The 26,984-nt window shown below is 56.9% G+C and carries 25 protein-coding genes; 16 read left to right on the top strand and 9 right to left on the bottom strand.

What is annotated here, in order from left to right; all coding sequences use genetic code 11:
- Nucleotides 1–165 precede the first annotated feature (165 nt).
- The 3 genes from CDUR_RS08775 to CDUR_RS08765 are packed head-to-tail and all read left to right on the top strand — an operon-like array spanning nt 166 to nt 2,473.
- Nucleotides 166–624 carry a phosphatase domain-containing protein gene (locus CDUR_RS08775; RefSeq protein WP_179417920.1) on the top strand — a complete coding sequence of 153 codons (459 nt, stop codon included), beginning with the start codon at nt 166–168 and terminating at the stop codon, nt 622–624.
- A 23-nt stretch (nt 625–647) separates the two neighbouring features.
- On the top strand, nt 648–2,024 hold the full coding sequence (locus CDUR_RS08770) for a DNA polymerase IV (protein ID WP_179417919.1): 1,377 nt from the start codon (nt 648–650) through the stop codon (nt 2,022–2,024).
- Nucleotides 2,025–2,032: 8 nt separating this feature from the next.
- Nucleotides 2,033–2,473 (top strand): hypothetical protein, encoded by a 441-nt coding sequence (locus CDUR_RS08765; protein WP_006063872.1) that lies wholly within the window; start codon nt 2,033–2,035, stop codon nt 2,471–2,473.
- Here CDUR_RS08765 and CDUR_RS08760 read toward each other — a convergent pair.
- On the bottom strand, nt 2,470–3,396 hold the full coding sequence (locus tag CDUR_RS08760) for an asparaginase (protein WP_179417918.1): 927 nt from the start codon (nt 3,394–3,396) through the stop codon (nt 2,470–2,472). The genes CDUR_RS08765 and CDUR_RS08760 overlap by 4 nt on opposite strands.
- A 224-nt stretch (nt 3,397–3,620) precedes the next feature.
- On the opposite strand from CDUR_RS08760, the gene CDUR_RS08755 reads away from it, so the two are divergent.
- On the top strand, nt 3,621–4,277 hold the full coding sequence (locus tag CDUR_RS08755) for a WKL family lipoprotein (protein WP_179419088.1): 657 nt from the start codon (nt 3,621–3,623) through the stop codon (nt 4,275–4,277).
- Nucleotides 4,278–4,454: 177 nt separating this feature from the next.
- Here the strand turns inward: CDUR_RS08755 and CDUR_RS08750 are convergent, their stop codons facing one another.
- Nucleotides 4,455–5,834: a hypothetical protein gene (locus CDUR_RS08750; protein ID WP_179417917.1), complete on the bottom strand. Its 1,380-nt coding sequence runs from the start codon at nt 5,832–5,834 to the stop codon at nt 4,455–4,457.
- Nucleotides 5,835–6,032: 198 nt separating this feature from the next.
- Nucleotides 6,033–6,938 carry a DUF6263 family protein gene (locus CDUR_RS08745; protein WP_179417916.1) on the bottom strand — a complete coding sequence of 302 codons (906 nt, stop codon included), beginning with the start codon at nt 6,936–6,938 and terminating at the stop codon, nt 6,033–6,035.
- A 116-nt stretch (nt 6,939–7,054) separates the two neighbouring features.
- On the opposite strand from CDUR_RS08745, the gene lspA reads away from it, so the two are divergent.
- Genes lspA through CDUR_RS08730 form a run of 3 tightly spaced genes read left to right on the top strand, consistent with a single transcriptional unit; the run spans nt 7,055 to nt 8,989 of the window.
- A complete protein-coding gene (gene lspA / locus CDUR_RS08740) occupies nt 7,055–7,531 on the top strand; it encodes a signal peptidase II (RefSeq protein ID WP_179419087.1) in 477 nt (158 codons plus the stop codon).
- Nucleotides 7,528–8,460, top strand: a complete 933-nt coding sequence (locus CDUR_RS08735) for an RluA family pseudouridine synthase (protein ID WP_179417915.1) — start codon at nt 7,528–7,530, stop codon at nt 8,458–8,460. Before lspA ends, CDUR_RS08735 begins: the two co-directional genes overlap by 4 nt.
- The gene (locus CDUR_RS08730; protein WP_179417914.1) at nt 8,441–8,989 is read left to right on the top strand and encodes a hypothetical protein; all 549 of its coding nucleotides are present in this window, start codon (nt 8,441–8,443) and stop codon (nt 8,987–8,989) included. The genes CDUR_RS08735 and CDUR_RS08730 overlap by 20 nt, the downstream gene beginning before the upstream one ends.
- A gap of 181 nt (nt 8,990–9,170) precedes the next feature.
- On the opposite strand, the gene rarD is transcribed toward CDUR_RS08730, so the two are convergent.
- Both rarD and CDUR_RS08720 read right to left on the bottom strand, forming a co-directional pair.
- Complete coding sequence (gene rarD / locus CDUR_RS08725; RefSeq protein WP_179417913.1) at nt 9,171–10,025, bottom strand: EamA family transporter RarD; 855 nt, start codon at nt 10,023–10,025, stop codon at nt 9,171–9,173.
- Nucleotides 10,026–10,800: 775 nt separating this feature from the next.
- Nucleotides 10,801–11,253, bottom strand: a complete 453-nt coding sequence (locus tag CDUR_RS08720) for a hypothetical protein (RefSeq protein ID WP_179417912.1) — start codon at nt 11,251–11,253, stop codon at nt 10,801–10,803.
- Nucleotides 11,254–11,378: 125 nt separating this feature from the next.
- On the opposite strand from CDUR_RS08720, the gene dnaE reads away from it, so the two are divergent.
- From dnaE to CDUR_RS08685, 7 genes are all read left to right on the top strand, one after another.
- Entirely contained in the window at nt 11,379–14,945 is a 3,567-nt protein-coding gene (dnaE, locus tag CDUR_RS08715) for a DNA polymerase III subunit alpha (RefSeq protein ID WP_179417911.1), read from the top strand.
- 1,239 nt (nt 14,946–16,184) lie between these two features.
- Complete coding sequence (locus CDUR_RS08710; RefSeq protein WP_179417910.1) at nt 16,185–16,940, top strand: NPCBM/NEW2 domain-containing protein; 756 nt, start codon at nt 16,185–16,187, stop codon at nt 16,938–16,940.
- A gap of 250 nt (nt 16,941–17,190) precedes the next feature.
- Entirely contained in the window at nt 17,191–18,450 is a 1,260-nt protein-coding gene (gene ilvA / locus CDUR_RS08705) for a threonine ammonia-lyase IlvA (protein ID WP_006063843.1), read from the top strand.
- Nucleotides 18,447–19,985, top strand: coding sequence for an MFS transporter (locus CDUR_RS08700; RefSeq protein ID WP_179417909.1), 1,539 nt, complete (start codon nt 18,447–18,449; stop codon nt 19,983–19,985). The genes ilvA and CDUR_RS08700 overlap by 4 nt, the downstream gene beginning before the upstream one ends.
- 14 nt (nt 19,986–19,999) lie before the next feature.
- A complete protein-coding gene (locus tag CDUR_RS08695; RefSeq protein WP_179417908.1) occupies nt 20,000–20,656 on the top strand; it encodes an IMPACT family protein in 657 nt (218 codons plus the stop codon).
- A gap of 2 nt (nt 20,657–20,658) precedes the next feature.
- Nucleotides 20,659–20,886 (top strand): hypothetical protein, encoded by a 228-nt coding sequence (locus CDUR_RS08690; RefSeq protein ID WP_179417907.1) that lies wholly within the window; start codon nt 20,659–20,661, stop codon nt 20,884–20,886.
- A 20-nt stretch (nt 20,887–20,906) separates the two neighbouring features.
- Complete coding sequence (locus CDUR_RS08685) at nt 20,907–21,266, top strand: RNA-binding S4 domain-containing protein (protein ID WP_179417906.1); 360 nt, start codon at nt 20,907–20,909, stop codon at nt 21,264–21,266.
- A gap of 195 nt (nt 21,267–21,461) precedes the next feature.
- Here the strand turns inward: CDUR_RS08685 and CDUR_RS08680 are convergent, their stop codons facing one another.
- The 3 genes from CDUR_RS08680 to CDUR_RS08670 are packed head-to-tail and all read right to left on the bottom strand — an operon-like array spanning nt 21,462 to nt 23,494.
- Nucleotides 21,462–22,469 (bottom strand): GTP pyrophosphokinase, encoded by a 1,008-nt coding sequence (locus tag CDUR_RS08680; RefSeq protein WP_179417905.1) that lies wholly within the window; start codon nt 22,467–22,469, stop codon nt 21,462–21,464.
- A 17-nt stretch (nt 22,470–22,486) separates the two neighbouring features.
- A complete protein-coding gene (locus tag CDUR_RS08675) occupies nt 22,487–23,074 on the bottom strand; it encodes a hypothetical protein (RefSeq protein WP_179417904.1) in 588 nt (195 codons plus the stop codon).
- Between the two features lie 51 nt (nt 23,075–23,125).
- Nucleotides 23,126–23,494, bottom strand: coding sequence for a winged helix-turn-helix transcriptional regulator (locus CDUR_RS08670; protein WP_218865655.1), 369 nt, complete (start codon nt 23,492–23,494; stop codon nt 23,126–23,128).
- 152 nt (nt 23,495–23,646) lie between these two features.
- Between CDUR_RS08670 and CDUR_RS08665 the strand changes: the two genes are divergently transcribed.
- Together CDUR_RS08665 and CDUR_RS08660 are read left to right on the top strand one after the other, a co-directional pair.
- Nucleotides 23,647–24,672 carry an NADP-dependent oxidoreductase gene (locus tag CDUR_RS08665; protein WP_179417903.1) on the top strand — a complete coding sequence of 342 codons (1,026 nt, stop codon included), beginning with the start codon at nt 23,647–23,649 and terminating at the stop codon, nt 24,670–24,672.
- Nucleotides 24,665–25,534 (top strand): alpha/beta fold hydrolase, encoded by an 870-nt coding sequence (locus CDUR_RS08660; protein ID WP_179417902.1) that lies wholly within the window; start codon nt 24,665–24,667, stop codon nt 25,532–25,534. The genes CDUR_RS08665 and CDUR_RS08660 overlap by 8 nt, the downstream gene beginning before the upstream one ends.
- Nucleotides 25,535–25,576: 42 nt before the next feature.
- Here CDUR_RS08660 and CDUR_RS08655 read toward each other — a convergent pair whose 3' ends face one another.
- Nucleotides 25,577–26,962 carry a 3'-5' exonuclease gene (locus tag CDUR_RS08655; protein ID WP_179419085.1) on the bottom strand — a complete coding sequence of 462 codons (1,386 nt, stop codon included), beginning with the start codon at nt 26,960–26,962 and terminating at the stop codon, nt 25,577–25,579.
- Nucleotides 26,963–26,984: the final 22 nt, after the last annotated feature.

The following is a 26,984-nucleotide window of genomic DNA, read 5'->3' as shown; positions in this document are numbered from 1 at the left end:
CAATATCGAAGATGTAGATACATCATCATTTTACATGTAATTAAAACGCTTTGGATTAAAGAGTTTTCATCAAACGCATAAGCTGCGGAGATATCGTTATCGCATAACGTAACAAAAATCTTTGTAAAACAAATCAACTATATGCACATGTGCTACCATGACTGTATGCAAGAAGCTGCGATCTTTGACATGGACGGAACACTGTGCGACGTGCGCTCTATCCGGCACTATGTCCAATACAAACCGAATCACCGCAACTTTCATAAGTTCCACGGCGAGTCCATCAATTGCCCCACATATCCAGAGGTGAAAGAACTTTTTCTCAAGCTCCAGCAGCAGGGGCTAGCGATGCTCGTGGTGACCGCGCGCACCTCGGACTACTCCATGCTCACGAACCTGTGGCTGCGCGAACAGGGCCTTCACTGCGACGAGATGTATATGCGGGAGCGGCGTGACCAGCGCCCCGACGCCGAGGTCAAAGCCGACCTTCTGGTTGAGATTCAGCGCAGCTACCAACCCGTCCTGGCTGTCGACGACCGCGAGCATGTCGCCGCTGTCTGGCGCGCCGCAGGTATACCTGTGATCATGGTGGCCGAAGACGGCAGCCTCCACCCGGACGCATAACCCACACAAGTATTCTGGTGCCTATGCAACGCTGGGTCCTGCACATCGATATGGATGCGTTTTTCGCCTCCGTGGAGCAGCTGACCCGACCAACCTTGCGAGGGCGACCTGTGGTGGTTGGGGGAGTAGACGGGCGAGGAGTGGTCGCTGGGGCGTCCTACGAGGCGCGTACGTTTGGGGTACGTTCAGCAACACCCATGCACCAGGCAAAGGCGCTGATTGGGTTGTCGGCGGTGGTGGTGCGGCCGCGGATGGTTGTGTACAAGGCGGCGTCGAAACGCGTGTTTGAGCTGGTGGCGCGGCATGCAGGCGTGATTGAACAGCTATCCGTGGACGAGGCGTTCATGGAGCCCACTGCGCTCATCGGTGCCACCGAAAATGAGGTGCGGGAGTGGGGAGAAGGGTTGCGGCGGCTGATTCGGGAAGAAACCGGACTGACCTCCTCCATCGGGGCAGGGTCCGGTAAACAATACGCCAAAATTGCCTCCGGGCAGGCAAAACCCGACGGGGTGTTTGTGGTGCCCCGCGCGCGGGAACACGAGCTGCTCGACCCTCTGCCCGTGCGCAAACTCTGGGGCATCGGCCCTGTCGCGGAGACAAAACTGCAGCGCATCGGCGTGGCTACCATCGGGGACTTTGCCAAGCTCAGCGGCGTGGAAGTGGACATGACGCTTGGTTCGACCGTGGGGCGGGCGCTCTGGCAGCTCGCGAAAGGCCACGACGATCGGCCTGTGGAACCCCGCGCGATTGCCAAGCAAATCTCCGCCGAGCACACATACTCGAAGGACCTCACTACCGTCGCGGATATCGACGCCGCGATCGACCGCGCCGCTAGCGGTGCCTACCGGCGCCTGCTTACCGACGGCCGTGGCGCGCGTACCGTCACCCTTAAACTCAAGATGGCGGACTTTCGCATCGAATCCCGCTCACAATCCCTGCTCTACGCCACCGACGACGAAGCAACCCTGCGGGCCATGGCTCACAAACTCGCGCGCTACCCTGACGAAACCGGACCAGTGCGGCTTGTCGGCGTGGGATTCAGCAACCTCGAAGCCGCCCGCCAAAACGTGCTGTTTCCCGAACTTGACCAACAGGTCAGCACACCTGAGGTGGATTCTGACTACGAAACTGGAGTACGTGCACACAACCACGATGAGGTCGTAGAAATAACAGAACCTTCCGTGGCGGCGCAGTGGTTTAACACCCAAGACGTATGGCACCCCGAGTATGGGCACGGCTGGGTTCAAGGTGCAGGGCACGGTATTGTGTCCGTGCGTTTTGAAACCCGCACCACCGAACGCGGAATCACCCGCACTTTTCCCGACGATGACCCCGATCTCATTGCCGCAGACCCCCTGAATAGCCTCGAATGGGCCGATTGGTTTGAAAAACAAATATAGTAATTCCTATGGGATATGACATTTCAGGATTTATTGCAGACCAGCGCCTCACCAACGACGATATTGATCAGATGTTTGATGGGGTAGAAGCAGAAGGCATCACAAAATTTGAAGGAGTCACCGCCGGTGTTGTCGACGTGATCCGCACCGACACCTACACCCTTGGACTCGGCGTGTTGGAAGACATCGGCACGGCCACCCTGAACTCCGGTGAATTCATTAGGTTCACCATCGGCAGCACCGCAGGAGTTTACATTATTGAACGCTTTGTAGACGGCGAAAAAACCGACGAACGCATCGACATGGAAGGTTACATCGAAGAAACCGGCGACGCCTTCGCTGACGCAGGTGACGACATGTGGCAGTACATCGAAGACTACGTGGAAAAGCGCACCGGACTTACCGCCGAGATCTGGCAAACAATGGAGTGTGAGCGCTTCTCTCTTTAAAAAAGGGTTGCGGGATGGTGGCCCGTCGCAAGTGCAATAGCCAACAGCACCCGCGCCTGAGCCGCACGGAAATACGTTGACCCCAGCGCGCCTTTCGCTGCCAGCGTTGCGCCGCCACCAGCGCCACCATATGATCCATGCACCTCACCACGGGGGACGCGGGTCGTAATAATCACAGGAATACCCTGGTCCAGTGCATCCGCCACGCCCAGGGCCATCTCGCGGCCTACATTGCCTGCGCCCATCGCCTCAATCACCAGCCCCTGCGAACCTGCAGCAACCGCGGCGTCGATAAGCGTGCGCGGCGCGCCAGCATACGCGGGAATAATATCCACCTGAATACCCGCGAGCGGGTGCGGAAGAATCGGATCCGGGCGAGTTGGCTCTTCCGGACCATTGGTCGCAAACGCCAAATTATCCGACGTATGCCACTTCACCGCGCCCCGGGCCGGAATCACCGCATGATTAAACACAATGAGACAGCCAATATCGCGCGCGGAATCATCCGCAGCAATCACAATCGCATCAAATAAATTCTCTGGACCATCCGCCTCCGGGTGATTCGACGGCTTCTGCGCACCCGTGAACACCACCGGGCGAGAATCGCTATGGAACGTATCCACAGCAATCGCCGTCTCCTCCATCGAATCCGTACCATGCGTGACGACGACCCCCGTGGTCTCCGGATCATCGAACGCTTCCTGCACCGCCGCCACAATCTCATCCACGTCAGCAAACGTCATGCTCGACGAATCAAGGCGAGTAAGCTCCCGAACCTCACACACAATCGACGAATCCGCGAAACGCTCCGCCACCGGGCGCACCAAATCCTCGCCGCTCACCGTCGGAATGAGAGCACCATCTGGGCCCGCTGTACACGCAATCGTGCCGCCTGTGGTGAACACAACAATCTTCTTAGTCATGCACCCAAGCGTGCCACAACACCCAGGCCAGCGAACAAACAGGGGGATGGCTCAGCGGCAAGTGTTCAGCAGGGTTACAGTGAAATACATCTGATTTACTTAAAGATCTCATAAGAGAACTACCCCGTGTACCATGAAAAGCAGACCGTGATGCTAGGCGTGACGCTAGGCGAACGCACCACAACAACCAAGGAGAACTGTTGAAGTCTTTCACCACAAAAACCATGGCCATCGTCACCGCAGCTGCAGCAGCGCTCACCCTCAGCGCCTGCTCCAACGATGACAAAGACAGCAGCGGCTCCAAAGAAACCACCTCTGCGGCACGGACCACCGCCGCAGCTGCCACGCTTCCCACCGCAGCAGACCTCAACACGGTGCTGACCACCGCAACAGACCCGGCTGCTCCCGTCGAAGCCAAAATCCGCACCGTCCAAGGTGGCCAGTCCGCGCCGGAACTCTTTGAAACCATGACCCGCTCCAAGCAGGAATCCGGCGCAAACTTCCAGGTTGTTGACCCCATCCTCCCCGGATACACCCCCAACTCCGTCCTCGCCACCGTGAGCTTCAGCGTGCCAGGCAACGAAAACCGCAAAGCAGACAACGTTGAATTCATCTTTGAAGACAACGTATGGAAACTCTCCCAAACCTGGGCCTGCACCCTGATCACCAACACTGTTGCCCCTGAGCAAGTACCGCCCATGTGTGCCAACGACACGGCTGTGCCGCAGCCTTCCGGCGCTGCACCTGCGCCTGCGCCTGGCGCCGCTCCGGCACCAGCAGCTCCCGCACCCGCCCCTGGTGCTGCTCCCGCTCCGGCAGCTCCCGCACCCGCCCCTGGTGCCGCCCCGGCCCCGGCAGCCCCCGCGCCTGCTGCGCGATAACATATGCAAATGTGAGTGTGTGAGTTTCTACCCGCGCCTTGATGGCGCGGGTTTTTGTTGTTTGGGTTAAGGCAAAGATTGACACCAGCATAAGGGGCTCCTCATTTCTCTCGCTCTCGCGGAATGCCGAGTTCAGGGATGTGGAGGTTCTTAAGGCTGGTGCCGATAAGCGATAAGTTACTTCACTTCCGGCACGTCCGCGACGTAGCTTTCCACGTCAGTGCCGCCGAGGTTGCTGGCGAAAATGATGCGGCTGAGATCGCGGGAGGCGGTCGCTTGGGGCTCGAGGAAGTAGGCGGTGTCACCGGTGGCTTTGCTATCGTTGGCTCGGATGTGAGCGACGTTCAGGGAGCGGCCATTCGGCTTGAGTTCCTGGAGCCACACTTTTCGGTATTCGGGCCGCAGCGTCGGGGCGGGGGAGGTGGTGTTGTAGTTGGCGGAGTCGGCGTAGGTGGAGATCACTACCCAGCCGGGCTTGTCAAAAGCCTGTCCGCTAACGTGCAGGGCGTATGCCTCGCCCGAGGCGGGGTAGAGGGAGTGCAAGTCGATGCGTTCTTTGGAGTCAATATCCACAGCGACGAGCTGTCCGCTGCCGTAGTCAGCGTAGACAAAGTAGTCCTGCTTGTTGGGGCCGAATGCCAGGTCGGAGTGCTCGGAACCGGTGGCGAGTTCCACGGACTTTTTAAAATCCAAGGTGTAGGCGCGAGTGCCGCCTTGGCCGTTCAGCCACGAGGGCACGGCGTATTTTCCGCTGGCGGAGGTGCTGATGTGGTCGGGGAACGCGCCGGGGACGGGGAAGTCTTTAGCATCCAGTGTGCCTACGATTTTCTTTTCACGAATATCCAGGGTCAGCAGGCCGTAGATTTTCTTTTCCTTCGTGGATTCGTTGTAGCTGGTGGCCATGAGGGAGAGGTAGCGGCCGTCGGCACTGGTGGTGCCTTCTCCCTTGGTCCAGTAGGAGGTCGCATCCGGCCACGGGGTTTTACCTGTGAAGTCGAACACCACGTCTTTTTTCTTGGTGGTGGTGTTGTAGGTCCACCAGGTGGTGCCGCCGTTGCGGTCGGTGAAGTAGATGAGGCTCGGATCGGTGGGGTGCCAGATGGGTTCACAATCGCCTGCGAGCGTTTCAATAGCACCCAGGTTGCGGAAGGTTTTCCCGTCGTAGAGGTACCAGGCTCCGCGACCGTCTTGCGTGAGATAACGGGAGTTGTCAGCGTTGAACGCCTGCCTACGGGAGTATTCGTGGCGCATGCGGCCGCCTTCGCCATCGGACGCGGCCGTGGCGCGGTGAACGTGGGTTCCGTAGGCGGGGTCGGTGAACTCGCCACCGGGCTGAGGTTTATCCACTGACTCAATGGCATCGGCAGACAAGGGGGTCAGGCCCGCGCTCTGCTGTTTTTGCTGCTGCGTATTGTGCTGTTGCGTTTTCTGCTCTGGACTCCGCTCCGTGGTGCGTTCTGTTGTCCGTTCGGTGCTTCTTTCCGACGTCCTTTCTGTCCTCTCCACCCTTTCTACAGCCGCCGCGTTTTGGCCCATCGCCAGGGTCAATGCAGCCATTGCGCACACAGTGCTCACTCGAATCCGGTGTTGGTTCACAACCTCATCCTTTAACTCTCAACCCAACAGTTAGTGGATAGGCTACTCTGTAAATGGCCAGCGTATCAATACTTTTTGTAAGATGAGGATACCTCACCAAAACCTCACCGAAATTGCCAGACTACCTATAGTAGATAGTTAGATAACGCAAGGGAATTGTTAAGGATTGCCGAACGTGAGAGCAGTGGAGGAGTCCTGGGTCACTCGGGTCGGGGAGTCATCCTGACCGTGTATCACGCGTGTGGTGAACTCCACGTTCCCCGCCGGAGGCAACGCCTGGGAGAGATCAAGACGCAAGTGACCCGCCGAGGCAGTGCGGGAACTCAGCACTTTCAGCTCGCCGCCGCCATCAATGGGAATAGCGCCCACGGTGGGGCGCTGTTCCACCGAAACATCCAGCTCAACGGTCGAATCCTTCACAGAAGTTAGCGTGTACGTCAGCGTTTGCAGCATAGCGGATTCCCCAGCCACCCGGCTATCCACTGTCCACTGGGCGCCCACACCCACGGCATCGGTGGGAAACACCACCGGTAGGGACAGCATGCGCATGGCCTGGCGTTCCACCACAGCGCGCGCCTCATCCGTGGCTCCCGTCGGTGCGCCGAAACGCACCATACTCACCTGGCCGGATTTAGCGCGATCCCACGCCATGGTGAATCCCGATGCTGAGGACATGTCCTCTTTGCCCGCGTTGAGGTCGTTGAAGGTGAGCACCACATCTTCCTCTTCGCCCTGTCCAGCTGCTACTGACACTGTGGAGGAAAACGTCGAATCCACAGCACCTGACGGCGACTCGGGTGACTCGGAGAGTGTCGCGGCGTCGTCACCCGACAGCGTCTGCTGCCTAAACCCGCTGGTCACCGTCACGGGGACGGACTGCTCGGGCGCGCCGGAAAACGCCAGCACCTGCTGTTCGCCCGAACCGGGGTTGGTGAGGGTGATGCGGGGGGCGTCGACAGGCAGCGAAATGGTCTGCTGGGCCGCTGCCGGATCCTCCGATGAGGAATTCGATCCACACGACGCCACCAGCAACGACGCAGCAACGACGCAGCATACAACTGACATGGTTCTTCGCACGACGATCAGACTACCCTCCCAGGTACAGTTTCAAATAGGAATAGCGGCCATTTTAGGGGAAGATGGACTACGTGACACGACCGAAACGGAGCTTTAGGCTCGCGATGCTGGCCATCGCCATCACCGTGGGCATCATCGATCAGATAACAAAAATAATCGTCCTCGCACGGCTAGAACCGGGCGTGGCGTACCCCATCATTGGTGACTGGTTCCGCTTCTTTCTCATCTTCAACTCTGGTGCCGCCTTCTCCTTCGGGCAGGGCATGACTTGGATTTTTACCCTGATACAGCTTGGCTACATCATTGCCATCGCCTTCTATGCGCCGCGCATACGCACCCTGACCACCGCCGTGAGCCTCGCGCTGGTTGCCGGTGGGGCTTTGGGGAACCTCATTGACCGGCTCTTCCGGGCGCCAGCGTTTTTTGTGGGGCACGTGGTGGACTTCATCTCTGTTGGGTCCTTCGCCATTTTCAACGTCGCCGACAGCGCCATCACCGTCGGCGTCGCGCTGTTCGTTGTGTCCGCCTTCCTGGATGCGCGGCGACAGGGGGCTGCTACGGAAAGTGAGGTGGCGCGATGAGTAACCGTGAGAGTCGGCACCTCATGGTTCCTGAAGGGCTCGACGGCATGCGGGTCGATGCCGCGCTGGCGAAACTCCTGGGTATTTCCCGAACCGTCGCCGCCGAACTCGCGCAAGCTGGTGATGTGCTTGTCGACGGCGCGGCCGTCGGCAAGTCTGACCGGCTCGCCGCCGATACCTGGCTCGACGTCACCCTGCCCGCAGCCCCCGAGCCGCTGCTGCCCAAAGCCGAACCCGTCGAAGGCATGGACATCCTCCACTCCGACGACGACATCATCGTGGTGAACAAACCCGTCGGCGTGGCTGCGCACCCCACCGTCGGCTGGGAAGGACCGTCCGTGATCGGCGGGCTCGCCGCCGCTGGTTACCGCATCTCCACCTCGGGGCCGCCCGAACGCAAAGGCATAGTACAACGGCTCGACGTGGGTACGTCCGGGGTGATGGTGGTCGCAGCCTCCGAACGCGCCTACACCGTGCTCAAACGCGCCTTCCGGGACCGCAGCGTCACCAAAACCTACCACGCACTCGTGCAAGGGCACCCCGATCCGCTGCAAGGAACCATCGAAGCACCCATCGGGCGGCACCCCTCAGCAGGCTGGCGATTCGCCGTGACCACCGACGGCAAGCACTCCGTCACCCACTACAACACCCTCGAAGCCTTCCGCGAGGCAACGCTGCTGGAAATACACCTGGAAACCGGCCGCACCCACCAAATCCGCGTCCACTTCTCCGCCCTGCACCACCCCTGCTGCGGCGATCCCATGTACGGCTCCGACCCGGCGCTGTCCGCACGCCTCGGGCTCGACCGGCAATGGCTGCACGCCGTCAGCCTCGGATTCACGCACCCCGCCGACGGCCGCTACGTTGAATTCCACGCCCCCTATCCCGACGACCTGCAAGGCGCCCTGGATGTCCTTAGACAAGGTTGACAGGTTTCGCGCCGGGGTTGCTGTACTCGCAGGGGCGGGGCTTCTTGGACTCGTCGGGATCATGGCGTGGCAATCCAGTGACCCTACTTCCTCTGCACCCACGCACTTCAACGGCGACAGCGTGGGCCGCAACAATGGCGAAAGCATAGAAGCCTACATCGCCCGCTGCCGCAACACGCGTATCGACGCCGCGGACTCCTTCGCCCTGGTTACCTTCACGCAACCATTGGGGGCTAGGGAGGCGGCCGAGATTGTGGGTTTTGCTGGCTCTGGTGGGTCTGGAGTTGGGCGTGTGAGTGCCGTGGTGCCCTATGAAAACGCGCCCGTTGCCCTGCCGGAACCCGTTGCGGGGGCGACGCGCGAAGACGTGTTCCGACGCTGGGCCGGTGACGCGCCCATCGCCGGGCTGATCGTGTACACCAACGGGTCAGCTAAGGAAAAAATACGTTCTGACCAGAGGGTTATGTGTGTTGAATCTTTGCCCGCAGATGCCGCGTGGGGGAAGTTTGGGATTAAGCCGGTGTTGTAGGGGGTTTTCATAAACCTCATCATTTTCTGACATCACCCCTCACAAAAGCCCAGTTCAAAAGGTGTTATTTGTCAGGGATTGAGGTACTTGACAAGGAAAGTACCTCAATCCCTGACAATCCCAACGTCACGCAGTGAGGCGGTGAGGTTGCCGCGGCGTCGTTAAGCGTGGTTAAGCGTGTTTAAGCGGTGGAACGGCGTGCCACAACAATGTCGGTGAGGTAAATGGCGACCGAGATCCAAATGATCACGAAGCCCACCCAGCGGATCGGCGTCAGCTGCTCATCCACCACGAACACCGCCCACAACATCTGCATCGTCGGTGTCATATACTGCAACATTCCGACCGTGGACAGGGGAATCATCTTGGCACCCAAGCCGAACAACAGCAGCGGAACCGCGGTCACAAGGCCGGCACTGATCAGCAGTGCCGTGTGCCCCGCGCCGAAACCCGTGAACGTGCTTTGGTGTTGGGTCGTCAAAAACACCAGGTACAGCAGCGCGATAGGGAAAAGCACCATCGTTTCCGCCGCGAGACTCGCCGCCGCCGAGACATTCACGCGTTTTTTGATCAGGCCGTAAAAGCCGAAACTAAACGCCAGCCCCAACCCCAACAACGGCGGCTGACCACTAGCGATGGTGAGCATGATAACCGCACAGGCGGCAATGGTCACGCTGATCTTCTGCAGGTTACGCAGCCGCTCGCCAAGAAACACCATGCCCAGCAGCACATTCACCAGAGGGTTAATAAAATAGCCGAACGCCGCGTCCGACACGTGCCCCGAGTTCACCGCAATCACATACAACAGCCAATTCACCGCAATAATTATCGACGCCGCGCCAATACTCAACCACGTACGACGATCCGCCGCCCGCAGCTCCCGAATCGCCTTCGTCGCGACAATCAAGATGAGCATGAACACGGCAGTCCACACCACACGATGCGCCAAGATCTCCAGCGGGGCTGCTGGCTTCAACAACGGGAAGAACGCGGGGAACGAACCCCAGATCAAGTAGGCCAGCACAGTGTAAAGCATGAGGATAGGATACTCGTGGCGGGGAAGGGGAGCGGCGGTGGGGATGGGCTACACCGACTTTATCTTACCTCCAGAAACAATGTAGAGAATCATAAAGACGTAATACGATACCCAGAGAAGAAAAACCGGGGAAAAGGCCGCAAAGAAAGCCAGTATCCCACAGCGCAGACTACGCCCTAACCATGCCAGCATTCCTGGAATGATCCCAAGAGGAATGGTCCAAGTAATTGCCGAAAGACTACCTTTAGGAAAAAGATGAAACAGCGAATCGCCGACGAATGGGAAAATTACAATTGCGGCCGAACACCACAATGACGCGGCCTCATACTTATTTCTGGGGCTCGGCAATTTTCGCATAATCATCATCCTCGCTTAAGTGGATTGCATAGAGTGTTTTTGAAATGTGTTGCGGCAGCTAGTGCCATGGTATTTTCTCCGAAACCTCTAAACTTCCTGCGATTATTCCTGATTCAACCATCTTGCGATCGCATGAACATGCAAAATAACCTCTTTCGCCATAGTATTTATCATGCTTGATGAGAAGTCATTATTTAATAAGTGTATTGTCTATCTAGAATCATGTCAATACTTATCTGTAAAGTTGCTAATTTATCGGGATTTTAGCGTGTCAATCAAGGGGAATATTTTTAGCTCGAATGATAACATGGGAGAGTGATCTGTAGCGCCCGCTATAATAGTGAACATCATCCCGGCAGATATCAGATCTCGTGTGAACTTAAATTGATGGTGCGCACTCATGAGCTTTTGGTGGAACTTAGCATGTGTAATCCAAAGTTAACTTTCGTGCATTCCTGATGTACTCCGCATCAAATATCGTGATGGCGCCTATTCGCAGGTATGGGAAATCTTCTGGCCAGGGGTCGTACACGTCGGGTTCCAATGCGACTCCGGGTGAGCCTTCAGAAAAGTAGGCCATTTCGAAGTCGTCGTAGATAAAACTAGGGTCATTCTGCAGAACATCGGGTATAGAGTCGCCGACGTGGATGCTGCCAAGCAGTGTGCCCTTGTAGTTTGTCAGCGCAGAGATTTTGTAGATAATGCCTGTTTGTACGTCCACGTTCAGCTCAACTGTGTCGTTGGGAAAGGAATATCTGATTGCGTGTGTGGAGATAGGCGCATATTCCAGCCCGAGCCGCTGGTCATAGCATTCCAGCAGTGCAAATCCACCCAGAGAGCGGCCAGGCAGGATGTCCGCGTAGATGTCCATGCTGTGACAGTGTAATGCGTGTAAGGCTGCGGTAGGGGCGGGCGTCGAGAAGCACTCCACCCGAATGACAGGGCTGTAACCTGCAGGGTCGCCAGGCGGTCTGAAGGCGGTTATCATTCAGCGGTATGAGCAACTCTTCCTTCGTGCACCTACATAACCACACTGAGTACTCGATGCTGGACGGGATGGCGAAGGTGGACATGCTGGCTGCTGAGGTGAAGCGGCAGGGTATGCCTGCGGTAGGGATCACCGACCACGGCAACATGTTCGGGTCGGACGCGTTTTACCAGAAGATGGTGGCGGAGGGGATTAAACCGATTATCGGTATTGAGGCGTACTTGGCGCCGGAATCGCGGTTCAATAAGAATCGTATTCGGTGGGGCGAGCCGCATCAGAAATCGGATGACGTTTCGGCATCGGGTGCTTATTTGCACCAAACCATGATCGCGGAGACCGCAACCGGATTGCAAAATCTGTTTTACCTTTCCTCTATGGCGTCATATGAGGGGCAGTTGGGTAAATGGCCCCGCATGGATGCTGATCTTATTGCGGAGAACGCCACCGGGATTATCGCTACTACGGGGTGTCCGTCGGGGGATGTACAAACCCGTTTACGCCTGGGGCAGTTTGATGAGGCGCTGGAAGCCGCCGCCATGTGGCAGGACATTTACGGCAAGGAAAATTACTTCCTGGAGCTGATGGACCACGGCTTGGATATTGAAAATCGTGTGCGTTCTGAGCTGCTGGAAATTGGTAGGAAACTCGATTTGCCGCCGCTGGTGACCAACGACTGCCACTATGTTCTGCAAGACCAGGCCCACGCGCACGAAGTGATGCTTTGTGTGCAAACCGGCAAAACAATGCAAGACCCGGATCGCTTCAAATTCGACGGCGATGGGTACTTTATTAAATCCGCCGCGGAAATGCGCGCGACCTGGGATAACCTTGTGCCCGGTGCCTGCGATAATACGCTGCTGATTGCCGAACGCGTACAGGATTACAGCAAACTCTGGGAAGCGCATCCGCACGATCGCATGCCCATTGCCAGTGTTCCTGACGGGCACACGCCCACATCATGGTTGACGCATGAAGTGATGGAAGGGCTGAAAGAGCGTTTCGACGGCGGGATAGTTCCGCAGGTCTATATTGACCGCGCGAACTACGAAATTGAGGTTATTGATATGAAGGGCTATCCTTCATACTTCCTCATCGTGGCGGATTTGATTAAACACGCGCGCTCCATTGGTATTCGCGTGGGGCCGGGCCGTGGTTCCGCTGCCGGTGCTTTGGTGGCGTATGCGCTGACCATCACGAACATCGACCCGATTAAACACGGCCTGCTGTTTGAGAGGTTCCTCAACCCGGAACGACCCTCTGCACCCGATATTGATATTGACTTTGACGACCGTCGGCGCGGCGAAATGATTCGCTACGCTGCCGACAACTGGGGCGAGGATAAAGTCGCGCAGGTGATCACCTTTGGCACGGTGAAAACAAAACAAGCGTTGAAAGACTCCGCGCGCGCACTCTTTGGGCAGCCTGGCTACCAAATCGCCGATCGCATTACCAAGGCATTGCCGCCCGCGATTATGGCCAAAGATATTCCGCTGTACGGCATCATGGACCCAGAACACGAACGCTATGGCGAAGCCGGTGAGGTGCGCGGGCTCATTGAGAATGATCCCGATGTGCGCAACATTTACGAAACCGCGCGGGGGTTGGAGGGCGTCGTTAGGCAGGCCGGCGTGCACGCCTGTGCCGTGATTATGGCGAGCGTGCCGCTGCTCGACTGCATCCCCATGTGGAAGCGGCCTGCCGACGGCGCGCTGATCACCGGCTGGCCGTATCCCTCTTGCGAGGCCATTGGCCTGCTGAAAATGGACTTCCTGGGGCTGCGCAACCTCACCGTTATCGGCGACTGCATTGAAAACATCAAAACCAACCGCGGCATTGACCTGGACCTGGAAGCCCTGGAAACCGAGGACGTGCCCACCTACGAACTTCTTTCGCGCGGCGACACCCTGGGCGTGTTCCAGCTGGACTCCGGTGGCATGCGTGAGCTGTTGAAACGTATGGAACCCACCTGCTTTGACGACATCGTCGCCGCTCTAGCGCTGTACCGCCCCGGGCCCATGGGTGTGGGCGCGCACTGGGCGTACGCTGACCGCAAAAACGGCCGCGAAGAAATCACGCCCATCCACCCCGAACTTGAAGAACCACTGCGGGAAATTCTCGACGAAACGTATGGTCTGATCGTGTACCAAGAGCAGATCATGCGTATTTCCCAAAAAGTGGCCAACTACACCGCCGGACAAGCAGACGGATTCCGCAAAGCCATGGGTAAGAAAAAGCCCGAAGTGCTGGCCAAGGAATTTGTCACCTTTGAAGCCGGGATGAAAGAAAACGGCTTCTCGTCCGAGGCCATCAAAGCTTTGTGGGACACCATCGAACCGTTCGCCGCCTACGCGTTCAACAAATCGCACGCCGCGGGCTACGGGCTGGTGTCTTTCTGGACGGGGTACCTCAAAGCCAACTACACCTCCGAATACATGGCCGCGTTGCTCACCTCCGTGGCAGACCGCAAAGATAAGTCCGCTATATACCTCGCTGACTGTAGACACTTGGGTATCCGAGTATTGTCACCTGACGTAAATGAATCTGCCTACACGTACCAATCCGTGGGTGAAGATATTCGCTTCGGACTCGGCGCAGTTCGCAATGTTGGTGAAGATGTTGTGGCCTCGATTGTGAACAGCCGTGGGAAAATCGGGAAATTCAAAGACTTCTCCCACTATTTGGAATCCATTGACACGGTAGCCTGCAGCAAACGTGTCACCGAATCCCTGATCAAAGCCGGTGCCTTCGATTCACTTGGGCACCCACGAAAAGGCTTAGCGCTCATCCACGAAGACGCCGTGGATGCCGTAATCTCCACCAAAAAAGCCGCCGATAAAGGGCAATTTGACCTCTTTGCCGGATTTGGCGACAGCGGCGGGGATAGCGGGGGAGTAGATAACTTCTTTGCAGTGCAGGTCCCCGATGAAGAATGGGAACGCAAACACGAACTCGCACTCGAACGCGAAATGCTCGGACTCTACGTATCCGGGCACCCGCTTGACGGATACGAAGAAGCCATTGCTGCGCAAACCGACACCGAACTCACCACCATTCTCGGCGGCGAACTTAAACACGGCACCGAAGTAGTCATCGGTGGAATCATCTCCTCCGTTGACCGGCGATTCAGCAAAAAAGACGGCTCACCCTGGGCGATTGTCACCGTTGAAGACCACAACGGCGCATCCGTGGAACTCCTGGTATTCAACAAACTCTACGCCCTGGTCAGCCCGCAAATTGTCGAAGACAATATCATTCTGGCCAAAGCACACATATCCATCCGCGACGACCGCATGAGTCTCTTCTGCGACGATTTGAAAACCCCCGATCTTGGACCAGGAAACGGAGCCGGACTACCACTCCGCCTGACTATGCGCACCGACCAATGCACCATGCCCACCATCGCGAAACTGAAACAAGTACTCGTGGCCAATTCCGGCGACTCAGACGTGTACCTCAAACTCGTTGACGGCGACGAAAGCACACTTATGATCCTCGGTGACCACCTTCGCGTCACCCGATCCGCAAGCCTTATGGGCGACCTCAAAGCCGCCATGGGGCCGGGGATATTGGGGTAGGGGCTGTGGTTGTTGCTGTGTGCCTCTTTAGGTGGGGGGGGCGGTTTTGGTGTGTGGAAGAAAGTGCTTGACGACGGCACGGGGTTTGGGGTGCGCGGTTAGGTGCTGCGGTTTTTGGGGTGCTGGGTGGGGAGCTATTGGATGGGGTTGTACAGCTGCATGCGGGCAGAATGATATAGGCTAATGCAAAAAGCAGGGGCAATTTTTGCGGTCAGAAAGTGCTTACCTGCCCCCGAAACTGGGGGCGGATAACTTATAACGGGGGTAAAAAGTGTGATCTAGGTAATTAAAAGTCATATTTATCTGGTATTCAATGTTGCAATCATTAACCTAATAGATGGTAAGCCAAAGAAAATGTGCGAATTGTTGACATTTGTACAAAAAGTTTTCTCATCGAATGGTCTAGATGAAAAGATGAACCATTAACAACATTTTTCGCATAATGTACTTGGATATCATGTACTTGGTTAGGTCCAGCGGGCATCCCTAACATCGAACCAGTGGATGGTTGCTGCGCGAATATATTCCATATGCACGGGTAACTGCACGGAGTTAAGGGAAATCCACCACTGTGACGGTAGAGTATTGTCCTTGGGGAAATCTGGCTAACAAAACTTATCGAAAAAGTATATGTGGTTATTCCCACGAACGGGACGGTTTTCCACCCTTTTTAGGGTAATAAAATGTATCTCAAATGGATGTCTGTCGACAGTTATGTGGTCAGATGGGTTTAGTTATTGTCAGGTTACGTAACGAGGAGACGCAAAGCTGATATCAGAATTGGCTCTTGTTGACTACATGCTCTGACTTAGCATGTAGTACCCTCCTGAATTCTTCTTTTCCACCTGATATGGGGCAAACGACGTGTGATTGGCGATGTGATAGCCAACACAGACACTGGAACTTTATTGAAAATAAGTTCAATTGAGAAACTATATGATATACATTCTGTCGGATTTAGCTGGGAGTATTCGGGAGAGTGGGTGTTGTAAAATTTTAGCAAACCTGTTATTGAAAAATGACTGAGCCGATAAGGGGGTTCTCTCTGAATTTTCCCTTAGGTTGAGTCTGGAAATCTATAATAAGGTTGGAAAGTGTCGCAAGATTGGAATGTGGAGCAGGAGGTATGACCTGATTCTGTGATAGGGGATAGTGATAATGGTGTTTCATGTCAAAGCGTCGCAGTAATCGTTGATATGTGATGTCTGGTGTGTCTATGGATAGCATTAGGAGATATGTATGGTTAATGATATTTTTAATATAACAGGTAGTATAATTAGCGGTCTTTTAGTTCTTGCGATTGGTTTGCTAATTGACCAATTTGAGCAAAATATGACGCATCGCAAAAAGAAATTTTTCCGCATAGGGTATACGGTGCTATCTATATTGGTTGTCGTAATATTTTTATTTTCAAGACCTATTTTGCATATGTTGGGGATTGGTGAGCCTGATGGGGAAATTGTGGATGCTGGTGGGAAATCTACTAGCATAGTTTCTTCATCTGATACAGTAACTGCAGTAACGACTGAAGTGGACAAACCTGCTGGTCCTACGTCTACCGATATAGAGCCTATGTCGCTGCATCAGGATAAGAACTTGACTGACCTCAAGGCGATAAAATATTCTCCATTTTCGGATTTGCATTTCAATGAATCAATCGAAGTTGATAATAAGTTAAGACCCAATTCAATTTATTATCGATGTAAAGAATGTGCAAATCAAGCGCAACTACAATATAATATAAGCGGAGAATGGAAACGGCTGGACTTGCATGTTGGTTTTTCGAATAAAACGCCAAACTATGATCAGTCTGCTGTATTTATTGTGCGGATTAATGGCAAGGAAGTTTTTAATGAAGAAGTCAAGAAGGGTGAAGGCATGAAAGAGATTTCACTTGATGTTTCTAAGGTGAATGATATAGAGTTTCTTGCCTCGACAAACTCAACTGGTGACTGGGCGGACTTAGTGTGGGTATCGCCTAAATTATCGAAATAATTATATGTGGGAATATGGGTTTGGAGCTTAGTTTAGTTACCTAGGGACATTTGCACCAGCATCCAAGTCATTTTCTTAGATCAAGTCTCCCACCCTCCCGCACCCTGGTTCGATTCCCACCAGCATCGGGACTAGAATCCTCCCCATGACCGTTCGCACCGATAGCGCCGACGCCGGAGCCGCCGCCAAGCCAACAACCACCGCCGGGACCCCCACCCCCAGCAAAACCAGCAGGCCCACCACACTCCCCATGCTTCCCATTCACGCTGCCGATATCCAGCTGGCCCAGGCCCGCATTTCCAGCGTGATCGCCCCGACGCCTCTACAGTATTGCCCGCGTTTGTCCGAGCAGACGGGCGCGGAGGTGTATTTGAAGCGTGAGGATCTGCAGGATGTGCGTTCCTATAAGATTCGCGGTGCCTACAACAATATTGCGCAGTTGACGCCGGAGGAGCGTGAGGCGGGGATTGTCGCGGCGTCGGCAGGCAATCATGCGCAGGGCGTGGCTTATGCCTGTAAGAAACTGCAGATCAAGGGCCGTATTTATGTGCCGAAGCAGACACCGAAGCAGAAGCTGGATCGCATTCGCGTGCACGGTAATGGCAATGTTGAGCTGATGCTCACTGGTACCACCTTTGATGAGGCGTCGCAGGCGGCAAAGGAATATGCGGCGGAGACGGGCGCGACGCTGGTGGAGCCTTTCGATGCTCGCGAGACCATCGTTGGTCAGGGCACGGTTGCGGCGGAGATTCTTGCGCAGTTGACGGCGCTGGGCAAGCAGGCGGATACGATTATTGTGCCTGTTGGCGGCGGCGGCTTGATTTCGGGCGTGGCGAGCTACCTGGCGGATATGGCCCCACGCACGGCGATCGTCGGTGTGGAGCCCTCCTCAGCAGCATCGATGAAGGCGGCCCTAGAAAACGACGGCCCGGTGACTCTCCAGGACATCGATCCGTTTGTCGACGGCGCGGCGGTAAAGCGTATTGGTGACAATAATTACCAGGTGATGGATGAGCACCGTTCGCGGGTGCATCTGATGGATGTGAGCGAGGGTGCAGTCTGCACGGAGATGCTGGATTTGTACCAGAATGAGGGCATTGTCGCGGAGCCTGCGGGCGCGTTGTCGGTGACGGGTTTGGGGGAGTATCGCGCGCGTAAGGGCGAGGTGATTGTCTGCATTATTTCGGGCGGTAATAATGATGTGCTGCGCTATAACGAGATTGTGGAGCGTTCGCTTGTTCACCGCGGTTTGAAGCATTATTTCTTGGTGGATTTCCCGCAGGAACCGGGCCAGCTTCGCCTGTTTCTCACGGACATTTTGGGCCCGAATGATGACATTACGCGTTTTGAATATTTGAAGCGGAACAACCGCGAAACGGGCGTGGCGTTGGTTGGTCTGCAATTGGGTGACGCCGCAGATATGGAACCGTTGTTGCAGCGCATGGAGGAATCGCATCTGCATTGTCAGCAGTTGAAACCAGACACGCCGGAGTACGGTTTCTTGGTATGACCGACCCCGCCCCAGACACCGCTTCAGTCCCCGCCCCAGACACCGCTTCAGACCCCGCCGCACCTTACCCTCTCCGCTGGTGGGGCCTCGCGGTATTGTGTTGCGCTATTGCCATTTTGGCTATTGACACAACGGTGTTGAATTTCGCCATTCCCGCGATTACCACGGATCTTTACCCCTCCGCCACCCAAATGCTGTGGGTGGTGGATGTGTATGCATTTGTGGTGGCGGCGTTGCTGGTTACCATGGGCACGGTGGGGGATCGTATTGGCCGTCGCCGTTTGTTGTTGTGGGGCGCGTTTTTCTTTGGTCTCGCCTCGGTCGCGGCGGCGTTTTCACGCACACCAGAAATGCTGATCGCGGCTCGCGCGGTGCAGGGCGCCGCAGGTGCCACGCTGATGCCGTCCACGTTGTCGCTGATCAGGTCCATGTTTAACAACGCAGCAGAGCGTGCCCGCGCGGTGTCGTTGTGGGTGGCGGTGTATTCGGTGGGTGCCGCGGTCGGCCCGTTGCTGGGCGGCTTTTTGCTGGAGAATTTTCACTGGGGCTCGGTGTTTCTGATTAATGTTCCGCTGGTCGCGGCGATTATTCTCGGTGGCCTGTGTGTTCTTCCGAAAAGCGCCCCCACAAACACCGATCTTTTTGATGTCAAAGGCGCGGTACTCAGCATTATTGCGCTGTTTTCGCTAGTGTATGTGATCAAGGTTCTGCCGGTCGAGGGCCCATCGCTCTTGGTCGCCCTCGCTGCCGTCACAACAGCAGTGACGGGCTTTCTCCTCACACGCCATGTGCGTTCCACACCCCACCCGCTTATCGACGTCGCGTTACTTAAGGACCCCGTGTATACCACCGTTGTGGTGGTCAATGGCGTGTCCATGTTTTTGTATATTGGCATGCTGTTTTATTTGAGCCAGTATTTGCAATTGGTGCTGGGTTATAGCCCCGTGCAGACAGCATTGATGATGATTCCGGGGCTGCTGAGTTCGCTGGTGGCCACGCTGATTACGGGCCGTATCATGACGGGCTTGTCCTCACGTAAAATTCTCATTCGCGCGTTTCTGATTACCGCAGTGGCCAGCCTTATTCTCGGGGCGGATGCGCTCGCTGTGTTTGAGCATATTGGTGGCTCTGGTGTGTGGCTGGGCATTGGTTTTGCGGTGCTCGGTGTCGGCGTGGGAATGATCGACCCGGTGAGTAATGACTTTATTTTGTCCGCAGCACCGCCGGACCGTGCGGGAGCCGCGGCGTCGTTAAGCGAAACGGGCTATGAGCTGGGCGGTGCGTTTGGTACGGCGGTGCTGGGCTCGGTGCTGCTGGCCGTCTACGGGTACCGGCTCAGCCTCACCACTCATGTTCCGGAGGCGGCGCGGGAGTCCCTGACCAGGGCGCATGAGCTGGCGGCGGGGGATGCGCAGGTGATTGCGGCGGCGGATGATGCGTTTCGGCTGGGGGTCGTGGCATCCTCAATCGTGGCAGCGGCGGCGGCGCTGGGAGTAGCCCTTCTGGTGGCGCGGTTTGTGCCCAAACATACCTAAAGCGAGGAAACGGCATGGATTCGTATGCGGCACCGACGGCGGGCATCACCACCACAGGCGAGCTGGAGGTGAAGCGCTCGCAGTTTATCACGCTGATTCGGCGGGTGAGCAGCGAGGATGAGGCTCGGGCCTTTATTCAGGCCACCCGTGCGGAGTACCCGGATGCGCGGCATCATTGCAGCGCCTTCATTTATGCGGTGGAGGGTGCGAACCCGGTGGAGCGGTCCAGCGACGATGGCGAACCCTCGGGCACGGCGGGCCAGCCGATGCTGGATGTGCTGCGGGGGAGTGGGATGCTCGACATCGCGGCCGTGGTGGTGCGGTATTTCGGCGGGGTGAAGTTGGGGACGGGCGGACTGGTGCGCGCGTATTCGGACGCGGTGTCGCTGGTGCTGCCAGAGGTACCCCGCGTGCGTCGCCAACAGCTGACGGTGTGGGCGTTGGCGGTTCCGCATGCGCAGGCGGGCAGGTTGGAGGCGGAGCTGCGGGCCACGACCGCGAGAACCCACATAGAGATTGTGGGTGTGGATTATGGTGCGGAGGCGACGTTACGAGTTGCTGCGGCGGACGACGACACCTTGTTGCATACTGTGGCTTCTCTGACAAAAGGTTCTGTGCAGCCTGAGCGCATTGGCGCTAGCTGGATTGAGGTTAGCGACTACACTGGGTGATCATGAGCATGCAACAGTACCCACGTAACCCCATCGAGCAGCGTAAACGCGCGGTACGTACCTACTCCCGCAATGGTGTTGTCAGCGTGGTCGGGGGTGCCGCCGGTGGTATCTTGCTAAGCACTATTACCGGGGCGTCGTTTTTTCTGTTTCTTGGGCTGATTATCGCCGTGGTCGGCGGCTTTGTGAATTACCGCCGGGTCCGCCGCATTATTAACCACCGGGATTAGCGGAACGAGGGGAAGTTTCCATGACGCGTGTAGATGCCTGGATTTGGGCCGTTCGCCTGGTAAAAACCCGCCCGCAGGCCGCCGAGGCGTGCAAGGCCGGGCACGTGAAGGTCAATGGTGTGTCAGTGAAGCCCTCGCACGCCGTCTCCCCAGGTGACCGGGTGCGCGTGTGGGTGGATCACCGTCAGTTTGATGTGGAGGTGGTCGATGATATTCGACGCCGCGTCGGTGCATCCGTAGCACGCGATTGCTACGTCGACCATTCGCCCCCGCCCCCTCCGAAGGAACTCATTGCGTCCATGCCCAAGCGTGATCGCGGTGCCGGGCGCCCCACTAAGCGGGAGCGCCGCGAGATTGACCGATTACGTGGGCGAGGCTAACGTCCGGTTGCTCTAGACGTTGACTCCCCATGAGGGCGGCGGGAAATCAACGCCGAACCCGCGGAAGAAGTCTGCGCTGGTGAGTGCCCAGACGTGTAGAAAGTCGAGAAGCATTGCTGTGGAACCCATGGTTCTATCTCCTTGCTTATGTAGGTATGCAAAGTTTTATCATCTACATACCGTACTCCTTCACAGCTAATTTTGTTCACTTTGCAACATTTTTATCCTATTTTTTAATTTTGCCAGCCGCGACCTGGGATTTTTCCCGATTTTGGCGGTGCGTTCGATGTGTTGCGTGCCGAAGCGGTGCAGCAGAAGATCATCAACAATGCGTGCCTGTCCGGGGGAGAAGCGGTATCGGATAGCGCGTTCCACATGGTCGATGGCGGCGGGTTTAAGGAGATCGCGCAGTTCCCCCAGGGTGGTGATCCCGTTTGCTTCCAGAATCTCCTCCAGCCACGGGTAGGTGCTGGTCCGCGAGCTGGAGAAGCGGTTGCCCAGGATGGTGGCCAGCATGCCGGGTAGCATGTCGGCGGTGATGGCCACGTCGCGGGTGTGCTCGTCCTGGTCCTGTTCACGTGTTTCGGCTGCTTCCACTTCTTTGATCGCGGCGATCTGGTCGAATTGCTGGTCTGCGAGTTCGATCAGCCCCGCCGCCAGCGTGAAGGCACGGTCAATGCGGGGGTCCAGGGCGTCGGCGGGGCGTTTGTAGCGGATGTCGTGTTCAAATTCCGCCCACGCGTGTTGCAGGACGGTGCGAACCTGCACTTCAAAGGTGAAATCAGCGTAGTCTTCGAGGTCCTGCATGCCTTGAGGAACCGTGAGGGTGAGGTGGTGAGACCCGTAGCCGAAGCCGCCGGAGATTTTTGTTTCCTCCGCCTTGTCCACGGATTTCTCCAGGATAAACGAATCCTGTAGCACGGATAGTACCGTGGGAATCTCGGTGGAGTGATAGGTGGTTACGCGCACGCCTACCACGTCGTGAATGTCTGCCCACGGGTCGGGGTAGATGGGGTTGCCGTCACTGTCACGTTTTGCGGCTTTTGCGTTGAGGGAGCGCAGGTCTTTCACCCGCACGGTCACGCGATCAAAGGCCACACCCGCGTCCACCAGCAGATCTTCGATGGTGGAGTGAAAATCCTCCGCTGCGTGCGGGTGCGCGGCTGTCCACTCGGTGTAGATGCGTTCAAGTGTTGCTGTCATAACGCCTAACAGTGTAACTACTGCAACCTGACTGGTCGGGGATAGCCGTACAGGCAGGTAAACGGCGTGGCGGTCAGCGTCACCTCGGTTGCCGCGAGCCACACCTGCAGCGTCGCGACGTCGGTACGCGGGTGCACAGCCAGAAGTACCTGCGGGGTTGGCGCGTAGTATGTCGGCTCGGCCCTCAGCAGCGCACGCATGTGACGGTCCAGCGCATCAAAGGTATGGGGGTGCGTCACCAGCGTTGTGGGTTCCACTTGTTCGCCGCGCTTATCGACGCCCAGCGACACCTGGCATCCCACGACATCTAGCCCGACCAGCACGCCGGCGTTTCTCATCTTCAGTTTGATCGTAGTGCCATCCCCACACTGTTCCACCAGGTTTTCTGCGGCATGATCCCACAGGTGAAGAACCCCAACGCCCACCTCATCCAGCTGTTCGTGGGTCACTTGTGTCCCGTTGCTGTAGAAGCGAGCCACCAACTGTGGCGACAGGGATATTGACGGTGGTTGCTGCAGCAGCATTCCCGCTGCGTTATGGTCATTTCTTTCCAGACGAGGAAGTACTGTGCCCAGGTCAAGCGATGTTCGTATGGACGTTGTCATACCCACTTAGACTGCGATGCACGCCAGTGTGGTTCCCTACGTGATGAAAAATCACTGTTGTGGAGACGCGCCATGAGCATCGCGGAGGGCGGCGATGCGGGTGGCAAGTTCGGTGGGGTCTGTGCCGAAATCAGGGGCGTTATTCCTTGTTGACGGGTCGATGCAGACACCGAGGCGGCCAAGCTCAATGAGTAGTGGCACAGTTGCTAGTCCTGTGTCGGTGAGTGAGTATTTGCCCTGTTTGCCGCGGGTGACATCGCTTTTGGTCAGGAAGCCTGCCTTAACCAGGTCGCCTAATCGGCGGGATAGTACCGGGGCGCTGATGCCTTCTGCACTGCCGGTGAGCAGGTCACGGAAGGAGCGCCGGTCATGGAGAATAATGTCTCGCAAGATCAGCATGCTCCATCGATCTCCCAACATTTCAAGGCTTCGGTTGATTGGGCAGTTTGAGCGGGGCTCGGATAACATCATGTCTCCTCAATAGTGGTTGCATTATGTTACTGCATCGCCTATGGTTGAATCCAGTAACATTTTGTAACTAGTTGCCGACTGTGCGGCACAGAAAGGACCTCATGAAGGCATTTGTTTTGGAGAAGTACGGCCAGCCTCTGCGTGCCGTCAACATGCCCATCCCCGAACCTGGCCCGCGTCAGGTGCTTGTACGCATGGCAGCTTCTGGGGTCAATCATGCTGATGAACGCACACGCGTTGGCGAGTTCAAGGCTGTCTTTCGGCTGGACTTGCCAAAGGTAATGGGTGGAGAACTGTCTGGTGAAGTGATCGCTCTTGGTAGTCAGGTCACAGAGTTTGCCGTCGGCGACAAGGTCTACGGCTATACCGGCGTTGTCGGTATGGGAACATGGGCCGAGACCGTCGCGGTTGACGTTGATGCTCTCGCCCATGCACCCCGCAACGTATCGCTGACTCACGCGGCTGCTCTGCCAGTCGTCGCTTTGACCGCATGGCAGGCATTGGTGAGTATCGGTCACCTTCAAGCGGGTCAAACGGTATTGGTGCATGGTGGCGCTGGTGGTGTCGGATCTGCTGTCATTCAGCTTGCCAAGCACCTTGGTGCCACTGTAGCTACTACCGCCTCCGCTGCCAGCGCTGATGATGTGCGGGCACTCGGTGCAGACATCATCATCGACTATCGCAACGAAGACTTCGTTGAGCGTTTGGCCAATACCCCTGTCGACATAGTCGTAGACACCCAAGGAGGAGACATAACGTCGCGATCACTGCAGGTGCTGCGCCGTGGTGGAGTTGTTGTCGGTATTGCAGGTAGCCCCGAACCGACGCTCGCTGACCAGGCTGGTGCTGGCCCAGTGGTCAAATTTGCCCTATCGGTCCTCAGTTTTCGACTACGCCGCCAGGCCCGTAAGCTCGGCGTACGTTATCGTTTTTTGTTTATCAAGCCTGATGGTGCAGCATTGCGCACTGTTGCCGAACTTGTTGATGAAGGCATCCTCAAACCCGTCATCGATCGGGTCCTACCCTTCAATGACACACTCATCGCACTCAATCAGCTTCTTTCTGGCAAAACTCGCGGCAAAGTTCTCGTCACAACCAACCCGGAGGAGGTTACTGCCGATGTCTGATACTCATGCCACAGCTGACCGCGCTACCCAATGGAACGAAGCGCTCACGAGGTACCTGCCAGTTAACGGTGAAACCCTTGCGTACCGGGATCTTGGGGTTGATGGTGGTACTCCCATTGTGCTGCTTACTCACCTTGGTGCCACGCTGGATGAGTGGGATCCCCGTGTTGTAGACGCCCTTGCGGCTGGTCGCCGCGTTATTGCCATTGAACTCCCCGGTGTTGGTGGCTCCACTGGGAAAGTGCCATCAACAATTAAGGGTATGGCTGATGTAGCGCGCGCTTTCATTGCAGCCCTTGGACTCACGCACATTGATCTTATGGGGTTCTCACTGGGGGGATTCATCGCCCAGCAAGTTACCCTGGACAACCCCAGTTTGGTTCGACGGCTTGTTCTTGCCGGTACGGGCCCAGCCGGAGGTCACGGCATCAATCGTCCCACCGGAGCGGCCTATGTTTATGTCGATATGTTGCGTGGCGTGCTCGCTCGCACTGATGCCAAGGAATTCCTCTTTTTCCCGCGTACACCTACCGGCAAAACCGCAGCTCGTGACTATCTTGCGCGAATTCATGAACGTGTCATGGATCGAGATAAACCTATTACGCTCGGCGCTTTTCGTAGGCAACTTGCCGCAATCAAGGCGTGGGGTAGCCAGGAGCCACAGGACTTGAGCACGATCACTGCCCCTACGTTAATTGCCAATGGTGATTATGACCGTATGGTTCCCACCCCACTGTCTGAAGACATGCATCAGCGTATTCCCAACAGTACCTTGGTGATTTACCCCAACTCTGGTCACGGAGGGGTGTTCCAGTACTACCAGGAATTTGTTCCAACGCTGTTGAATCATCTTGATGGCTGAGGCGCCAGACTAACGAACAAGGGAACACGGGGGAGAGGTCCCCTAAAACGGTGGGTCCTCGTCCAGCCCCAGTTCGCGGTAAAGCTGGTCGGCGGTCCAGAGCGTGATGTCCTGGCCTTTTTCGATGAGTTCTTCGGCGCGTTTCTGCTTGGACGTGACGGTGTGCCACGGCCCGCACACAAGCAGGGTGGTCTTTTTGGTGACGTTTTTGCCGATCACGCCGCCGCGCTCCGCGATGCCGGACCAGAGCATGGATTTATCGTATGGCTCGAAGTCGCCGGTGAGTGTGACATTGTGGCCGTAGAGCGCGCCTTCCGGGTCGGCCTCGGTGTTGGTCTCGGGAATGACGCTGGGTGTGGCGGCTTTTTCCCAGGCCGGCCGTTGCCTGCGTCGTGGCTTTTCTTCCGGTACCTCAGCAGCAGCTTCAACCATAGTCCCAGGGAAAAGACGGTTACGTTGCGCCGCGATGTTGAGTCCGCGCGCATCAGCGCGCAGTACGGGAAGCACTTTATCAGGGGTGAGTTCACCAAGAGTGAAGCCGGAGGCCCAGAAGAACCCGGCAAAACCTTCGTCACCTGATGCGCCCGAACCACCAGAAACTCCAGTCGACGCCAACCCGACGATGATGTCGCCGCACGCGCGGGCGTCGGAAAGCGCATCGTGGTGTTTCGTCAGTTCAACGCCAAAATGTGCAGCGACGGTGGGGAGCCGGTGGTTGCTGATGCCGAGTTTGGCGGCCCGCGCGAGGGCCAGCGAGCAGCCGAATGTCCAGTGGGGAACGGGTTGCCCGGCGGCGGCGCAGGCGCGGGAAAAGGCAGTCATGTCGAATTGGGCGTTGTGGGCGACCACGGGAAGTTCCCCGACGGCTGCGACAACGTCCCCGAGAACGTCTCCGAAGGCGGGCGCGTCGGCTACGTCGTCGGGTGTGATGCCGTGAATGCCGATATTCAGGGCGTCGAAACGTTCGAGCCCGGGAGGGGGCGTGCAGAGCCAGGAGTCACTAGCACCGGCCTGGCCGTTGGTGTAGCGGACGACACCGATTTGGCAGATGGACCCCCAGTCATCGTTGGCGGTTTCCACGTCAATGGCCACGAAGTTGAACCCGGGAATGAAGGCGGCGGGTTCGTCAGGGAGTTCGCCGTTGCGAGCGCTGTCGATCATGGCGAGCAGCGTGTCGAGTTCGTTTTCTTGGTTGGGGGCGAATCGGATGGTGTGGTTCACCCCGCCGAGCCGCGCCCACCCGAGGTCAACGGCGGTGGGGTGCCGCGTGTCAATATCAGTAATGTCGCTGATGCTGAGGCGGGTGCTTGTCGACGCCCCGCCTTCCGCAGCTCCGTGGGTTGATTGCAGCGCCGCGAGGAGTGGGCTGTAGGTGATTGTGACGGTCCGGGAGGTGACGTCAATGGTCGCGCCGTGGGCGGAGATCACAAGGGTGTCCTTTCGCGGGCTG

The sequence above is a fragment of the Corynebacterium durum genome (assembly GCF_030408675.1).
In the GTDB taxonomy this organism is placed as follows: Bacteria; Actinomycetota; Actinomycetes; order Mycobacteriales; family Mycobacteriaceae; genus Corynebacterium; species Corynebacterium durum.
This window is presented reverse-complemented; position numbering and strand designations above follow the sequence as displayed.

Excerpts from the sequence above, each read along its gene's own strand:
- CDUR_RS08660 (WP_179417902.1), top strand. The coding sequence starts at position 24,665 with ATGTCTGATACTCATGCCACAGCTGACCGCGCTACCCAATGGAACGAA.
- CDUR_RS08775 (WP_179417920.1), top strand. The coding sequence starts at position 166 with ATGCAAGAAGCTGCGATCTTTGACATGGACGGAACACTGTGCGACGTG.
- lspA (WP_179419087.1), top strand. The coding sequence starts at position 7,055 with ATGCTGGCCATCGCCATCACCGTGGGCATCATCGATCAGATAACAAAA.
- CDUR_RS08730 (WP_179417914.1), top strand. The coding sequence starts at position 8,441 with ATGTCCTTAGACAAGGTTGACAGGTTTCGCGCCGGGGTTGCTGTACTC.
- CDUR_RS08710 (WP_179417910.1), top strand. The coding sequence starts at position 16,185 with ATGGTTAATGATATTTTTAATATAACAGGTAGTATAATTAGCGGTCTT.
- dnaE (WP_179417911.1), top strand. The coding sequence starts at position 11,379 with ATGAGCAACTCTTCCTTCGTGCACCTACATAACCACACTGAGTACTCG.
- rarD (WP_179417913.1), bottom strand. The coding sequence starts at position 10,025 with ATGCTTTACACTGTGCTGGCCTACTTGATCTGGGGTTCGTTCCCCGCG.
- CDUR_RS08760 (WP_179417918.1), bottom strand. The coding sequence starts at position 3,396 with ATGACTAAGAAGATTGTTGTGTTCACCACAGGCGGCACGATTGCGTGT.
- CDUR_RS08680 (WP_179417905.1), bottom strand. The coding sequence starts at position 22,469 with ATGACAGCAACACTTGAACGCATCTACACCGAGTGGACAGCCGCGCAC.
- CDUR_RS08735 (WP_179417915.1), top strand. The coding sequence starts at position 7,528 with ATGAGTAACCGTGAGAGTCGGCACCTCATGGTTCCTGAAGGGCTCGAC.
- CDUR_RS08770 (WP_179417919.1), top strand. The coding sequence starts at position 648 with ATGCAACGCTGGGTCCTGCACATCGATATGGATGCGTTTTTCGCCTCC.
- CDUR_RS08670 (WP_218865655.1), bottom strand. The coding sequence starts at position 23,494 with ATGTTGGGAGATCGATGGAGCATGCTGATCTTGCGAGACATTATTCTC.
- CDUR_RS08685 (WP_179417906.1), top strand. The coding sequence starts at position 20,907 with ATGACGCGTGTAGATGCCTGGATTTGGGCCGTTCGCCTGGTAAAAACC.
- CDUR_RS08745 (WP_179417916.1), bottom strand. The coding sequence starts at position 6,938 with ATGTCAGTTGTATGCTGCGTCGTTGCTGCGTCGTTGCTGGTGGCGTCG.
- CDUR_RS08690 (WP_179417907.1), top strand. The coding sequence starts at position 20,659 with ATGAGCATGCAACAGTACCCACGTAACCCCATCGAGCAGCGTAAACGC.
- CDUR_RS08665 (WP_179417903.1), top strand. The coding sequence starts at position 23,647 with ATGAAGGCATTTGTTTTGGAGAAGTACGGCCAGCCTCTGCGTGCCGTC.
- ilvA (WP_006063843.1), top strand. The coding sequence starts at position 17,191 with ATGCTTCCCATTCACGCTGCCGATATCCAGCTGGCCCAGGCCCGCATT.
- CDUR_RS08720 (WP_179417912.1), bottom strand. The coding sequence starts at position 11,253 with ATGGACATCTACGCGGACATCCTGCCTGGCCGCTCTCTGGGTGGATTT.
- CDUR_RS08755 (WP_179419088.1), top strand. The coding sequence starts at position 3,621 with ATGGCCATCGTCACCGCAGCTGCAGCAGCGCTCACCCTCAGCGCCTGC.
- CDUR_RS08750 (WP_179417917.1), bottom strand. The coding sequence starts at position 5,834 with ATGGCTGCATTGACCCTGGCGATGGGCCAAAACGCGGCGGCTGTAGAA.
- CDUR_RS08765 (WP_006063872.1), top strand. The coding sequence starts at position 2,033 with ATGGGATATGACATTTCAGGATTTATTGCAGACCAGCGCCTCACCAAC.
- CDUR_RS08700 (WP_179417909.1), top strand. The coding sequence starts at position 18,447 with ATGACCGACCCCGCCCCAGACACCGCTTCAGTCCCCGCCCCAGACACC.
- CDUR_RS08695 (WP_179417908.1), top strand. The coding sequence starts at position 20,000 with ATGGATTCGTATGCGGCACCGACGGCGGGCATCACCACCACAGGCGAG.
- CDUR_RS08675 (WP_179417904.1), bottom strand. The coding sequence starts at position 23,074 with ATGACAACGTCCATACGAACATCGCTTGACCTGGGCACAGTACTTCCT.